This window comes from Dermacoccus sp. GAS27A, assembly GCF_044909235.1.
In the GTDB taxonomy this organism is placed as follows: Bacteria; Actinomycetota; Actinomycetes; order Actinomycetales; family Dermatophilaceae; genus Dermacoccus; species Dermacoccus nishinomiyaensis.
On record NZ_JBIYDW010000003.1, the window covers coordinates 38,360 to 52,142 of the forward strand.

Below are 13,783 nucleotides of genomic sequence, written 5' to 3' on the forward strand. Positions count from 1 at the left end.
GCGGCGGCCCTGACGCATCCGTCAGGGCCGACAGGCAGGCGTGCCCCGGTCGATCACAGGCTCGCGCGCAGGTTCTTCAAGCGTTCCATCGTCGAGTGCTTGCCGAGGATCTCCATCGACTCGAACAGCGGCGGTGAGATGCGCTGACCGGACACGGCGGTGCGCAGCGGGCCGAAGGCGAACTTCGGCTTGATGCCCAGGCCGTCGACGACGGCCTCGCGCAACGCGGCCTCGATGCGCTCGTGCACCCACTCGATGCCCGTGCCGTCAGGCTTGCCGAGCGAACCCGAGATGGGCTCCAGGGCCGCGATGGCGGCGTCTAGCACCTGCGGGGCCGTCTCCTTGAGCTGCGCACGGGCGTCGTCCGCGATGGGCAGCTCGGCGTCGTCGGTGAAGAACGGTGCGACGAGCGGCGTCGCCTCCGACAGCAGGTTGATGCGAGTCTGGATCAGCTCGGCGACGAGGTTGAGGCGACCCAGCTGCGGCAGCGACGGCTGCTCCGGCAGCACGCCGTCCGCGACGAGGAACGGCAGGATACGCGCGGCGAAGTCGCGAGGCTCGAGCTCGCGGATGTAGTGACCGTTGAGCCAGTTCAGCTTGTCGAGGTTGAAGATCGGGCCGACGGTGTTGACCTTGCTCCACTCGAAGTTCTCGCTGAACTCCTCGAAGGTGAACACCTCGCGCTCGGTGCCGTCCGCCTCGATGATCGGCGGGTAGCCGAGCAGCGCGAGGAAGTTGAGCAGCGCCTCCGGCAGGTAACCCTGCTCCTTGAACCACGTGAGGCGCGCCCACGGGCTCTTGCGCTTGGAGATCTTCGCCTTCTTCTCATCGCGCAGCAGCGGCATGTGCGCGAACTTCGGCGGCTCGAGGCCGAGGCCCTGGTAGAGCAGGATGTGCTTCGGCGTCGAGCTGATCCACTCCTCACCGCGCACGACGTGCGTGATGCCCATCTCGTGGTCGTCGACGACGACGGCGAGGTGGTACGTCGGGAAACCGTCGGCCTTCATGATGACCTGATCGTCCGGGCGGGGCGCCTTGACCTCGCCTCGGATGAGGTCGTCGAACACGAGCGGCGCGTCGTCGGGGATGAACATGCGCACGACGGGGTTCTCGCTGAAGCCGGGCTCGGCGGCGCGCTCCTCACGCGACTTGCCGTAGCACATGCGGTCGTAGCCGGTCGGCAGCTTCTGCTTCTGCTGGAGCTCGCGCATCTCGGCGAGCCGCTCGCTCGTGCAGTAGCAGTAGTAGGCCTTGCCCTCATCGATGAGCTTGTCGACGTACGGCTTGTACGTGTCGAGCCGCTCACTCTGACGGTACGGCGCGTACGGGCCACCGACGTCGGGGCCCTCGTCCCAGTTCAGGTCGAGCCAGTGCAGCGTGTCGAAGATCTGCTGCTCGGAATCGGCCTGGAAGCGCGCCCGGTCGGTGTCCTCGATGCGCAGGACGAACTTTCCGCCCTGCTGACGCGCGAACGCAAGGTCGAACATCGCCATGTAGGCGGTGCCGACGTGCGGGTCACCCGTCGGCGACGGCGCGACGCGCAGACGGACGGCGCCGGGGCTCGTCTCGCCGGGCGTCGAGGGGGTGGGGGCTGAGGTGGCAGTCGAGTCGCTCATGATGTCTCCATCGTAGACGGCCGTTGCGCTGCGCCTCAGGCCTCGCGCATCACCGCGAGCGTCACCGATTCGGCGAGCCAGGTGAGGAAGTCGTAGTAGGCGGCCATGAGCTGTTCCTCGTCGCTCGGCACCTGCCCACGCTCGACCTGTTCGACGAGTGCGTCGGCATCCGCATCGGTGCGCACGCCGAGGCGCTCGGCGAGCACGAGCCGCACGTCCGTCAGCGCCATCATCGTCGCGCGCGCCTCGGCCTCGTCGAGGACGACGTCGCGGGGTTCGCCGGCGCTCATCGTCTGCGCGAGGTCGACGTTCGCACCCGCGCGCTCGAACGCCGTCATCGCCGTAGCGAGGTTACGCAGCTTGCGATCGCGCAAGGAGGCCTCGGTGAGGCGGCGGAACTCGGCGGCCGCGCCGTCATCGTCCTTGACACCGTCGGGCAGCAGCCGACGAAGCGCCGGGTCGCGTGGAGCCTCCCGGGCGCTCATAGAGCGTCCGAGCGCCGCGAACAGCTCGTCCTCATCGGTGCCGCGCGGCGCGTCGGGTGCGTCGTCACTACCGTCGGAGAGCAGGACGCTCGTCTGGTGCATGAGATCGACGACGACGGCGCGTTCGACGTCGTCGAGACGTCCGACGATGCGCCGCTCGTCGGACGGGTCACGCCGGAATGCCTCGGCCATCAGCCCTCCTGCTCGTAGGTCGCCCACAAGCTGTAGCCATGCATGGCGATCGTGTCGGCCTCGGCCTTCTCGCGGCTGCCCTTGCTGACGACGGCGCGGCCCTCGGTGTGCACCTGCATCATGAGCCGCTCGGCCTCCTCGCGGGAGTAGCCGAAGTAGTCCTGGAACACGAAGCTGACGTAGCTCATGAGGTTGACGGGGTCGTTCCACACGAGCGTCACCCACGCCCGCTCCCCCACGTCCTGGGGGTCGGGGTCGGCGAGCTGCTTGGCCAGTTGCTCGAAATCGATGTCTGGAGGCGCGATCGACACGTCAACCACCTTAGAGTTCGATACGTGACTTCCACCATCTCGGCCTCGACGGCCCTGCTCACCGACCACTACGAGCTCACGATGCTCCAGGCGGCGCTGCGCTCCGGTGCGGCCCACCGCAAGAGCGTCTTCGAGGTCTTCGCCCGCCGCCTGCCCGACGGCCGCCGCTTCGGCGTCGTCGCGGGCACGGGTCGTTTTCTCGAGGCGTTGAAAGAGTTCCGGTTCACCGAGGCCGAGATCGACGACCTGCGTCGACGCGCCGTCGTCGATGAGCCGACGCTCGAGTGGCTCGCCAACTACCACTTCTCCGGTGACATCCACGGCTACGCCGAGGGTGAGTGCTACTTCCCGGGCTCGCCGCTCGTCGTCGTCGAGTCGACGTTCGCCGAGGGCGTCATCCTCGAGACGTTGATCCTGTCGATCCTCAACCACGACTCAGCCGTCGCCGCCGCTGCGTCGCGCATGGTGCTCGCCGCAGACGGCCGTCCGTGCATCGAGATGGGCTCGCGTCGCACGCACGAGGAGGCAGCGGTCGCAGCCGCGCGCGCCGCGTACATCACGGGGTTCGCGGCCTCCTCCAACCTCGAGGCGGGACGTCGCTACGACGTGCCGACGACGGGCACGTCGGCGCACGCGTTCACGCTGCTGCACGACGACGAGCGCGCCGCGTTCACCGCGCAGGTCGACTCGCTCGGCAAGGACACGACGCTGCTCGTCGACACCTACGACGTGAAGAACGCCGTCAAGATCGCCGTCGAGGTCGCGGGCACCGAACTCGGTGGGGTGCGTCTGGATTCCGGCGACCTGCTCGTGCAGGCCCGCGAGGTGCGCGAGCAGCTCGACTCACTCGGTGCCACAAGCACGAAGATCGTCGTGACGAGCGACCTCGACGAGTACGCCATCGCCGCCCTCGCAGCCGGGCCGGTCGACGCGTACGGCGTCGGCACCTCCCTCGTCACCGGCTCCGGCGCGCCGACGGCCGGCATGGTCTACAAGCTCGTCCAGCACGCGAGCGACGACGGCCAGATGATCGACGTCGCGAAGAAGAGCAAGGACAAGATCTCCGTCGGCGGACGCAAGTGGGCGCTGCGTCGCCGAAACGCACAGGGAGTGGCCGAGGCCGAGATCATCGGCATCGGCGAGCAGCCGGTCGACGACGGCGACGACCGTGCGCTGCTCGTCCCGCTCGTCAGGAACGGCGAGGTCGTCGCGCCGACGGACGCCGCGAGCGCCCGCGCGGTGTACGAGCGTTCCCGCGCGGAATTGCCCGCGAAGGCGCGTCAGATGTCGCGCGGTGAGCCCGTCATCCCGACCCGGTACGAGGGTCCCGGTTTGGGCGGGGTGACGCAGCGATGAGCGCGCCGAACGTTGATGCCGGCACGCGCCGGGCACTCGTCGTCGTCGACGTGCAGAACGACTTCTGCGAGGGCGGTTCGCTCGCCGTGGCCGGGGGCGCCCAGGTCGCCGCGGCGATCGCCGACTACGTCGCGCTCGCCGATTACGACGTCGTCGTCGCGACGCAGGACTGGCACGTCGACCCCGGCGAGCACTGGAGCGAGACCCCCGACTACCGCGACTCGTGGCCCGTGCACTGCCGCGCCGAGTCCGACGGCGCGGCGTTCCACGACGGATTCGCGCCCGTCGTCGATCGGCTCGACGCGATCTTCCGCAAGGGCAGGTACGCCGCGGCCTACTCAGGATTCGAGGGGTCTTTCGCCGGTGGCGATGAGTCGCTCGCCTCCTGGTTGCGTGACGCGGGCGTCGGCAGCGTCGACGTCGTCGGCATCGCGACCGACCACTGCGTCCGCGCGACCGCGCTCGACGCCGTCAGCGAAGGCTTCGCCACGCGCGTGCTGCTCGGCATGACGGCCGGCGTCGCAGCCGACAGCACCGACGCGGCGCTCACGACCATGCGCGACGCGGGCGTCGAGCTCGTCGGTCAACCCGTCGTCGGCTGAGAACGCGGCCCGCGTGCCGGGCACGAAGATGGACGAGAATCGCCGATGTGGACGGGATTCGCGAAGGTGGACGAAAAACGCAGGTGGGGCGGGGTCAGCGGGTGCGGCGCACGACGCTGCGCGCCGCGAGGTCGTCGAGGCCCTGACGGAGGCGGTTGCTCAGCGCCCACAGCAGGATCGCGATCTGCAGCAGGCCCGCGATGCCGGCAAGCACGGCGACGAGCGACATCAGATCCGGCACGTACTTGATGAGAGCGCGCACGGCGCTGCGTGCCATCGGCAACTTCTGCGGCGAGCGGGGGTCGCCCTCCTCGATGGGCGCCACGCGGATGCCGAGCGCCGACTTGCCGAGCGTCGCACCACGCAGTGACGTCATCAGGGTGTCGTAGACGAATCCCGCCACGAACAGCGCGAGCGCCAACGCGAGCGGCGGCGACGTCAGGTCGTCGGGGAAGGCCGGCATCTGCCCACCGTTGCTCGCGGCGGTGCTCGCCTCGTCGATGAAGTCGCGGAACTCGTCAATCCACGAGTGCAGGAACGGCAGCATCGCGAGGGTGACGGGCACCCCGAAGATGATGCGGTCGAGGAAGTAGGCGAAGAAGCGGCGCCACACCCCCGACGGCTCCCCCGCGCTCGTTCCGAACGCCGTCGGGCGCTGATCATGAGCCCGCGGCTGCGGGGCACCGAAGCGATGCTGCTGCTCCCCGCTGCCCTCGGGGCCCCAGTGAGCCGGATAGGTGCGCGGCTCGCCGTCACGGCGCGGCGGTGCGTCGACGTGCTGGACCGGGCGAGCCTCCCCGACGTGGTCGAGGCCCGGGCGCAGCTTCGGCATGGTGCGCTCGGTCCACAGGATGCCGTCCCAGTACCTCAGCTGGGTGGCGTCGCGGGGGTCGTCGTACCAGCCCGACGAAACGGGCGCGTGCGGCTGCTCAGTCATGCGTCTACCCTATCCGCCCCCGCATGACGCGCCGGGGGCGATGAGCCATGCGGATGAGCCAGGCAGGCAGTGCCTCGTACCGCACTGCATCCCACATGACACCCGCAGGCTGAGGGCCTCGCAGGCTCAGCGCCGACCGACGAACCAGCGACGGATCAACTCGATGCGTTCGCCGACCTGCTCGGAGGAGGCCTTGTCGAGCGTCGGCCCCCCGCACTGCTGACGCAGATCGTTGTGGATGACGGCATGCGGCTGGCCGCTCTTGCGCGCGTACTGCGCGACGAGGCCGTTGAGCTCCTTGCGCTGCTTGGCGAGGGCACGGTGCGCGGCGACGGGTTCGTCGTCGTCGGTGCGTCGCGTGCGCCCGGCCTTGGCCTGCTTGGCCTGGCGTTCACGTAGCAGGCTCGCCATCTGATCGGGCTCGAGCAGACCGGGCAAGCCCAGGTATTCCTGCTCGTCCTCGCTGCCGACGTCACCGCCCATGCCCCACTGCTGCGCGTCGAACAGGACATGGTCGAACTCGGCCTGCGACTCGAGCGCCTCGAAGGTGCCGTCGTCGGCGAGCATCCCGGAGGCCTTCTCCTCACGATTGGCCTCGGCGAGCAGCCCCTCTTCCTCGGACCACATGTTGTCCTCGGGGTTCTCCCCCGCGCGCTGCGGACGGTCGAGGGCGTGGTCGCGCTGCTCCTCGAGACGCGAGGCGTGCTCGAGGATGATCGGCACCGTCGGCAGGAACACCGACGCCGTCTCGCCGCGCTTGCGGGCGCGCACGAAGCGTCCGACGGCCTGGGCGAAGAACAACGGCGTCGACGTCGACGTCGCGTAGACGCCGACGCACAGACGCGGCACGTCGACACCCTCGGAGACCATGCGGACGGCGACCATCCACCGCTCGCTGCTCTTGGCGAAGTCCTCGATCCGGGAGCTCGCGCCCGCGTCGTCGGAGAGCACGACGGTCGGTTTGGTGCCAGTGATCGCCTCGAGCGTGCGCGCGTAGGCGCGCGCGGCCGTCTGGTTCGAGGCGATGACGAGGCCGCCCGCGTCGGGCACGTGACGTCGCACCTCCGACAGGCGCTTGTCGGCGGCCTGAAGCACGGACGGGATCCACGCGCCGTTCGGGTCGAGCGCGGTGCGCCAGGCGCCTGCAATGGCGTCCTTCGTCATCGGTGTGCCGAGACGCGCCGCGATCTCGTCGCCGGCCCGGGTGCGCCATCGCATGTTGCCGCCGTAGGCCATGAACAGCACGGGCCGGACGACGCCGTCGGCGAGCGCCTCGGCGTAGCCGTACGCGTAGTCGCTCGCCGAGCGACGGATGCCGGCGTCGTCGACCTCGTAGCGCACGAACGGGATGGGGCTCGTGTCGCTGCGGAACGGGGTACCGGTGAGGCAGACGCGTCGCGCGGCGCCGTCGAATGCAGTGCGCAGCGCCTCGCCCCAGCTCTTGTTGTCGCCGCCGTGGTGCACCTCGTCGAGGATGACGAGCGTCGGCGTGCGCTCGGTGCGGATGCGGTGCACGTCTGGGTTGCTCGCGACGCCCTGGTAGGTGAGGGCGACCCCGTCGTAGTCGGACGCCTCATCGACCTGGCGGTTCGTGAACCTCGGGTCGATCTGGATGCCGACGCGCGCGGCCGCGTCGGCCCACTGCGTCTTGAGGTGCTCGGTCGGCGCGACGATCGTCACCTTCTTGACGATGCCGCGCCCCAGCAGCTCCGTCGCGAGGCGCAGCGCGAACGTCGTCTTGCCGGCGCCGGGGGTTGCGACAGCGAGGAAATCGCGCGGATCGGTGCTCAGGTACCGCTCCAGCGCACCGGCCTGCCAGGCGCGCAGCTTGCCCGCGGTACCCCACGCGGCCCGCTCCGGGAAGGCGGGTGAGAGGTGCTCTGCAGCCGAGGTACTCATAGGCCAAGCAGTCTACCGGCGCCGAACGAACTCCCCGACGTGGCCGCCGCCACCGACCGTTCAGGCCGGCCGGAACGCGCGCGACAGCCCCCACGAGGCCGAGGACCAGCACCATCGGGACGGCGAATCCGTAGCGCAGGGACGTGTCGCCGAGCGCGCCCGTCAGCTCGGCTCCGAGCAGGCCGCCGACGTAGTTGACCTGGTGGCTGAAGCGCGCGATGACCGGGTCGCTGCCGGCTTGGACGGACGCCGCGTCCGCCTCCGGGTGTGCGTCGCAGGCGAGGCGGGCGACCACCGAGTACGACAGCGGCGCGACGAGCGCCGCGGAGCCGAGCCGCGCCGTCAGCCAGTCGCCGCAGCTGCGGCTGAGCAGCGAGCACACGAGGTACGGCAGGGTGGCGACGGCGACGAGCGAGGCCGGTGAGGCGAAGGTGTGGTGCAGGTAGGTGGGCGCCCACGTCGTCACGGCCGTGTCGACGATGTAGAACACGACGAGCGCGAGGGCGAGGGTGAGGATGCGCGCCAGGGCAGGCTGCGCGCGGCGGGGGCGTCGGCCCCGGATGTGATGGGCGCCGGTTCCGGCCGCGCGTGCGGGACGTACGGCGCGAGCGTCGCGGCGGCGGGCAGGATCATGAGCACCGCGGCGGCGAGCGCGAAGCCCCAGCGATGCGTCGCCAGCGCGATGAGCGTGCTGAGGACGCCGCCGCGCGTCCACGCCGCGTGGAACGTCGACATGAGCGGGCGCCCGTAGCTGTGCTCGATGGCGACGGCCAGCATGTTGCACCCGGCGTCGACCGGGCCGAGGCCCAGGCCATACGCAGCCATCGCCGACTCCAGTGCGCCGACGCCGTGCGCGAGGCCGATGTGCGGCAGCGCGACGACGATGGCGGCGAAGCCGATGTGCGGCAGCGCGACAGCAATGGCGGCGAAGCCGACGCGCAGGCTGCGCGTCGTGCCGCCGCGCGCGGCGAGGAACTCCCGCGCCACGAACCGAGCCTCCGCCTACAGCACGAGCGCGATGGGGGCAGGCTGCCACCGCCGGAGCCCACTCGTCGCCGCTTCGTCGCTTCACCCAGCAGGCTCCCAGCTGACGAGACGGGCTGGGTCGCGACCGCGCGTCGAAGGGTGTCGGCGCCGCGCCGGGCGACGGCGGAGGGTGGGGTGAGCATCACACCCTGGAGTTGAGTAGCGCTCAACCCACCATGCGGGGCGTCCGCGCGCCTAGGGTGGAGTCAGTCATGGACATCGAGCACTCGATGGCCCCAGCGGCGCGTCGCCCCTCGGTCCATCGAGGCCGCTCACCCCTGGCCGGGGCTCGCAGGGAAAGGACGAGAGTCATGGTTCGCACGAGAGCCCAACTCACCGATGCTCAACGCGAGAAGCTCAGCGCCGTCACTGCGGCGCGCGAAGCGCGTCTCGCCGCCGAAGCGGAGTACCGGCGGGCGGTCGCCGCCGCCGATCAGGCGAAGGTGACGAAGAGCGCCATCGCCGAGGCGGCCGGCGTCAGCGTCGAGGCCGTCCGCACGGTGCTCATCCGCATGGCCGAATCGCACGCGCCCGCAGTCGAGGTTCGTGAGCACCTGACGGGGGTCGACGGCGGCTCGGCGACGGCGTCCACCGCCGCGGGAGTGGTCGTCACCGGCGCCGTCGGTGCGGCCCCGGTCACGGGCGACGTCAGGCAGCCTGTCGCGAAGGCGAGCTGACGCCCGTCGGCGTCACTCCCCGCCGTCCTGCGGCGGACGCAGGCCCTGGTAGATCTCCTTGCACGTCGGGCACACCGGAAACTTCTCCGGGTCGCGGCCCGGTACCCACACCTTGCCGCACAGCGCGGTGACGGGCTCGCCCGACAGCGCCGACTCCATGATCTTCTCCTTGCGCACGTAGTGCGCGAAGCGCTCGTGATCGCCGGGCTCGGAGAGCTGGTGGTCGACCTGCTCTCGCTCCAGCACCGCCGTCGACGTGCCCGGCCCTCCGAGGCCGCCCGGGCCGTCGGGCGCGCCGAGGGGCGATGACGGGTCGTCGATCGAAGAGTTCCACACAACCGGGTTCATGGGCGCCAGTGTAGGCGCGCCGCCCGCGGCGGGCCAGGGGGCAGCGAGCCGAGGCGTCAGGCGGCGGGTCAGTTGAGCGTCGGGTCGTCGGGGAACGACGCCAGGAGGCACGTCGGGATGGGTTGGCGTGCGAGGACGCGCGCCCACAACGTCTCGGGGTCGGCGTCGAACAGGTCGGCGATCTCGGGTTCGGCGCGCACCCACCACCCGTCAGCGAGTTCGACGTCGAGTTGGCCCGGCTCCCAGCCGCAGTTGCCGGCGAACACGCGTAGCCCCGACAGCTGCGGGGCGACGATCTCCGGCGGCGCGTCGAGGTCGACGACGGCGAGCGAACCGAACAGTCGCGTGGCGCCCACGACGTCACCGCGCCCCGGCACGCCCGCGAGCGCGACCGCCGTGTCGAGGCCGACGGGCCCGCCCTGGAAGAGACGATCGGGCGCCGAGCACGCGGACTGCCACCCCGGAAGGACCGAGTCGACACCGGCCTCGAGCGGTTCGGTGAGCAAGACGCCCTGGGCGCCGTCGTCACCGTGGTGGAGGACGAACACGACGCTACGGGTGAAGATGTCACCCTCGTCGCGGTCGTGGGCACGAGGCACCGCGACGAGCAGTCGGCCGGTCAACGAGGTCACCCGTCCATTGTGGAACACGCCCGCCCCGAACGCGATGTTGCCCGGTGATCGGGGCACGGGGCCCGGATCACCGGGCAACATCAGCGCAGATTCAGTCGGCGTCAGTCGCGGTTGCCACGGTAGCCACCACGGTCGCCGCCGTACCCACCACGACCCCCCTGGCCGCCGCGACCACCGAAGCTCTGACGACGGTTCTCGCGCTCGAAACCACCGTCGATGTCGTCGCGGTAACCGCGCCCTCCACCGAAGCCGCGGTCGTCGCCGCGTCCGCGGCCCTGGCCACGGTCGTCGCGGTCGTTGAAACGTCCACGACCACCGCGGTCGAAGCCGCCGCCACGGCCGTAACCGCCGCGCCCGCCGTCACGACCACCGCGGTCGTAACCACCCCGGCCACCGCGCTCGTAGCCACGGCCGCCGCGACCACCACGGTCGTTGCGCGGCGCGAGGGTGCGACGCAGGTCGTCCTCGGAGATCGAACGGCCCTCGGGCGTCGAACCGCCCGCGGCGACGATCGCCTCGTCACCGGGGCGCGTGCGCACGAGGCTCACGTCGACGCCGGCGGAGTCGAGTAGACGCTGCATCGAGCGGCGCTGGTGCGGCAGCGCCAGGGTGATGACGGTGCCCTTCTCCCCTGCGCGGGCCGTACGGCCGGCGCGGTGCAGGTAGTCCTTGTGGTCGGCCGGCGGGTCGACCTGGAGCACGACGCCGACCTCGTCGACGTGGATGCCGCGCGCCGCGACGTCCGTCGCGACGAGCACGGGCACACGCCCGTCCTTGAACGCCGACAGGACACGGTTGCGCTGACCCTGGTTGAGGCCACCGTGCAGCGCGGCAGCCATGACGCCCTGCTCGCGCAGCTCTGCGGCGACACGGTCGGCGCCCATCTTGGTGCGGACGAACACCACGGTGCGTCCCTCACGGTTCGCGACCTCGGCCGTCACGACCTTCTTGTCGCGCGGCTCGATGAGCAGCGCGTGGTGCTCCATCGTCGTGACGGTGGCGGTGCCGTCGTCCGTCGAGTGCGTCACCGGGTCGACGAGGTACTTGTCGACGACGGTGTCGATGCCACGGTCGAGCGTCGCGGAGAACAGCAGGCGCTGGCCGCCTTCGGGCACGAGGTCGAGAATCTCGGTGATGGCCTCGAGGAAGCCCATCTCGGCCATGTGGTCGGCCTCGTCGAGCACGGCGATCTCGACGCGGCTCAGGTCGGCCGCGCCACGCTCGATAAGGTCGGACAGGCGACCCGGCGTGGCGATGAGGACGTCGACGCCGCGCTCCAGCGCGGACAGCTGCGGCTCGTACGGCATGCCACCGGCGACGAGCTTGTGCTTGAGACCGACGACGTGGACGAGCGGCTGCAGCGCATCGCTCACCTGCATCGCAAGTTCACGCGTCGGCACGAGGACGATGGCGCGCGGCTGGTGCGCGCGAGCCTTGCCGCCCTCGGCGAGACGCGCCAGCATCGGCAGACCGAAGCCGAGCGTCTTGCCCGAACCCGTGCGACCGCGGCCGAGGACGTCCTTGCCGGCCATCGCGTCGGGAATGGTCGCCGCCTGGATCGGGAACGGCTTCGTGATGCCGTCACGCGCCATGCGCTCGACGAGCGCCTCGGGCAGCCCGAGCTCGGTGAACGTCATGATGACGCTCTCGTCGATCTCGTCCGACTCGCTCTCGTCGAAGCCCGCGTGCTCGCCGTCGGCCGTGCCCGCGGTGGCGTTCGTGGCGTCGGCGGGGTCGGTGTTCTCCGCGTCGGTGTTGTCGGCGTCAGAGTTGGTCGTGTCGGAGTCGGCGGCGTCAACACCGTCGCGCTCGGCGTCCGTGGCGTCGGCGGTGGGAGCGTCGTCGACGCGGACGTCACCCTCGACGTCGCCGTCGACGTGGACGCGCTCGTCGGGGTTCTGTTCGCCGACGACGTCGACGTTCTCGCGCTGGATGTTCTCGCTCGTGGCCGCGTCGGCCTCGACGGTGGTCGCCGCGACGTCGGCGTTCGCCGCCGTCACGTTCTCGACCTGCGCGTCCTCGACGCGGGACTCGTCACGCACGGGGGCGTCGTCGAACGAGCGGTCGGGGCGCCCGAAGCGCTTCTCGCGGTCGAAACCGCCCTCACGGCGGTCGTCGCGGCGCTGGAAGCCGCCGTCACGGCGGTCGCCACGGTTGAAACCGCCGCGGTCGTCGCGACGCTGGAAGCCGCCCTCGCGACGGTCGTTGTCACGGTTGAACCCACCGCGCCGGTCGTCACGGCCCTGGTAGCCACCACGACGGTCATCACGGTTGAAGCCACCGCGACGGTCGTCACCGCCACGGAAACCGCCCTCGCGACGATCGTTGTCGCGGTTGAAACCACCACGACGGTCATCGCCACCACGGTTGAAACCACCGCGGTCATCGCGACGCTGGAAGCCACCCTCGCGACGGTCGTCGCGGCCCCCGAAACCACCACGACGGTCGTCGCCACCGCGGTTGAAACCGCCACGGCGGTCGTCGCCGCGGAAGCCGCCGTCACGTCGGTCGTTGTCGCGGTTGAAACCACCACGACGGTCATCACCGCCGCGGAAGCCGCCCTCACGGCGGTCGTTGTCACGGCTGAAACCACCACGGCGATCATCACGGCCCTGGAAGCCGCCACGGCGCTCGTCGCTGCCGCGGTTTAAACCACCACGACGGTCGTCGCCGCCGCGGAACCCGCCCTCACGGCGGTCGTTGTCACGGCTGAAGCCACCGCGTCGCTCATCGCGGCCGCGGAAACCACCGTCACGGCGGTCGTCACGGGCCTGGAAGCCGCCACGACGCTCGTCACCGCCGCGGAACCCGCCCTCACGGCGGTCGTTGTCACGGCTGAAACCGCCGCGTCGCTCGTCGCGTCCGCCCGCGGCGCCGTCGCGGCGTCCTCCGAAGTCGCGGCCGCCGGAGCGGTCCTGGCCGCGCTTGGCGCCGGCCTTGTCGGCGTGCGACCAGCGCGGCTTCTTGCCGTTGTTGTTGTTCGTCGAAGACATGGGTGTGAACCTCTCGGTCGAGAGCACCGAAGGCGAGCACGCCAGAGAGCCCGTGGAGCACGTGGGCTGGAAGGATTGCGTACTGGGTGGATCGGCGCTGTTGCGTGGGATCTCGGCGCTCACATGACGGCGTCACATCGTGGGTGACGCTCAGAGAACGGGCCTACTCTCACCACCACGTGCCGCCACAGGGAGTAGCTGCGGGCACGCTCAAACCGAAAGCAAACCTACTGAACGCAAGATCAATGGTCCCCCAAGTCTACGTCACGCCCGGCGGCGCAGCTGACGCGTCAACCCCCACGCCAGGATGATTCCTGTCACATCGGCGAGTGCGTCGCGCCAGTCCGCGTCGCGCTCCACGACGTCCGTGCCCTGGATCAGTTCGGAGATCGGCGCATAGAACGCGAGCATGAGCGCCACCCATCGCCACCGTCCGAGCAGTGCCAGGAGGGCGGGTCCGCCGAACATGCAGGCGTGGACCACCTTGTCGGCGTGGGGGAACAGCTCACCTTCTGCCCCGCTCGAATGGAACACGTACAGGAGGTACGTCTGCAGTGCGAGGGCGAGCACGAGCAGCGCGCGGCAGGCGCGGACGAGGCGGGAGTCGGAAGGGGGCATCCCGTGCAGTATCGCACCGCGCACGTCCGGCGCCCTCTCGGCGGGTTCTCAGGCTGTCGGCCTAGCTTCGAGCGGCTGCGACGAGGCAGCC

14 protein-coding genes are annotated in these 13,783 nt (G+C 70.6%); 4 read left to right on the forward strand and 10 right to left on the reverse strand.

Going from position 1 to position 13,783, the window contains the following annotated elements; genetic code table 11:
- Window positions 1–53 precede the first annotated feature (53 nt).
- From gltX to clpS, 3 genes are read right to left on the reverse strand one after another with little or no spacing between them, the layout of a single operon-like run.
- Complete coding sequence (gene gltX / locus ABH936_RS03865) at window positions 54–1,616, reverse strand: glutamate--tRNA ligase (RefSeq protein WP_062257662.1); 1,563 nt, start codon at window positions 1,614–1,616, stop codon at window positions 54–56.
- Window positions 1,617–1,651: 35 nt separating this feature from the next.
- Complete coding sequence (locus ABH936_RS03870; RefSeq protein WP_074041187.1) at window positions 1,652–2,293, reverse strand: DUF2017 domain-containing protein; 642 nt, start codon at window positions 2,291–2,293, stop codon at window positions 1,652–1,654.
- Complete coding sequence (clpS, locus tag ABH936_RS03875) at window positions 2,293–2,613, reverse strand: ATP-dependent Clp protease adapter ClpS (RefSeq protein WP_006947542.1); 321 nt, start codon at window positions 2,611–2,613, stop codon at window positions 2,293–2,295. Before clpS ends, ABH936_RS03870 begins: the two co-directional genes overlap by 1 nt.
- Before the next feature lie 15 nt (window positions 2,614–2,628).
- Between clpS and ABH936_RS03880 the strand changes: the two genes are divergently transcribed.
- Window positions 2,629–3,960 carry a nicotinate phosphoribosyltransferase gene (locus ABH936_RS03880; protein ID WP_313489987.1) on the forward strand — a complete coding sequence of 444 codons (1,332 nt, stop codon included), beginning with the start codon at window positions 2,629–2,631 and terminating at the stop codon, window positions 3,958–3,960.
- Window positions 3,957–4,562, forward strand: coding sequence for an isochorismatase family protein (locus ABH936_RS03885; RefSeq protein ID WP_281712522.1), 606 nt, complete (start codon window positions 3,957–3,959; stop codon window positions 4,560–4,562). The genes ABH936_RS03880 and ABH936_RS03885 overlap by 4 nt, the downstream gene beginning before the upstream one ends.
- Window positions 4,563–4,656: 94 nt before the next feature.
- Here ABH936_RS03885 and ABH936_RS03890 read toward each other — a convergent pair whose 3' ends face one another.
- Complete coding sequence (locus ABH936_RS03890) at window positions 4,657–5,499, reverse strand: RDD family protein (RefSeq protein ID WP_239303596.1); 843 nt, start codon at window positions 5,497–5,499, stop codon at window positions 4,657–4,659.
- A gap of 126 nt (window positions 5,500–5,625) precedes the next feature.
- The gene (locus tag ABH936_RS03895; protein ID WP_404602657.1) at window positions 5,626–7,398 is read right to left on the reverse strand and encodes a DEAD/DEAH box helicase; all 1,773 of its coding nucleotides are present in this window, start codon (window positions 7,396–7,398) and stop codon (window positions 5,626–5,628) included.
- Window positions 7,399–7,616: 218 nt separating this feature from the next.
- Between ABH936_RS03895 and ABH936_RS03900 the strand changes: the two genes are divergently transcribed.
- Window positions 7,617–7,844 carry a hypothetical protein gene (locus ABH936_RS03900; RefSeq protein ID WP_404602658.1) on the forward strand — a complete coding sequence of 76 codons (228 nt, stop codon included), beginning with the start codon at window positions 7,617–7,619 and terminating at the stop codon, window positions 7,842–7,844.
- Between the two features lie 16 nt (window positions 7,845–7,860).
- On the opposite strand, the gene ABH936_RS03905 is transcribed toward ABH936_RS03900, so the two are convergent.
- Window positions 7,861–8,385 (reverse strand): hypothetical protein, encoded by a 525-nt coding sequence (locus tag ABH936_RS03905; protein WP_404602659.1) that lies wholly within the window; start codon window positions 8,383–8,385, stop codon window positions 7,861–7,863.
- A 350-nt stretch (window positions 8,386–8,735) separates the two neighbouring features.
- On the opposite strand from ABH936_RS03905, the gene ABH936_RS03910 reads away from it, so the two are divergent.
- The gene (locus ABH936_RS03910; RefSeq protein ID WP_136788081.1) at window positions 8,736–9,101 is read left to right on the forward strand and encodes a hypothetical protein; all 366 of its coding nucleotides are present in this window, start codon (window positions 8,736–8,738) and stop codon (window positions 9,099–9,101) included.
- A gap of 12 nt (window positions 9,102–9,113) precedes the next feature.
- On the opposite strand, the gene ABH936_RS03915 is transcribed toward ABH936_RS03910, so the two are convergent.
- From ABH936_RS03915 to ABH936_RS03930, 4 genes are all read right to left on the reverse strand, one after another.
- Window positions 9,114–9,449 (reverse strand): DUF3039 domain-containing protein, encoded by a 336-nt coding sequence (locus ABH936_RS03915; RefSeq protein ID WP_050786634.1) that lies wholly within the window; start codon window positions 9,447–9,449, stop codon window positions 9,114–9,116.
- 68 nt (window positions 9,450–9,517) lie between these two features.
- Window positions 9,518–10,081 carry a YqgE/AlgH family protein gene (locus ABH936_RS03920; RefSeq protein WP_404602660.1) on the reverse strand — a complete coding sequence of 188 codons (564 nt, stop codon included), beginning with the start codon at window positions 10,079–10,081 and terminating at the stop codon, window positions 9,518–9,520.
- A 101-nt stretch (window positions 10,082–10,182) separates the two neighbouring features.
- Window positions 10,183–13,074 (reverse strand): DEAD/DEAH box helicase, encoded by a 2,892-nt coding sequence (locus ABH936_RS03925; RefSeq protein WP_241724749.1) that lies wholly within the window; start codon window positions 13,072–13,074, stop codon window positions 10,183–10,185.
- 264 nt (window positions 13,075–13,338) lie between these two features.
- Entirely contained in the window at window positions 13,339–13,692 is a 354-nt protein-coding gene (locus ABH936_RS03930; RefSeq protein WP_074041183.1) for a hypothetical protein, read from the reverse strand.
- Window positions 13,693–13,783: the final 91 nt, after the last annotated feature.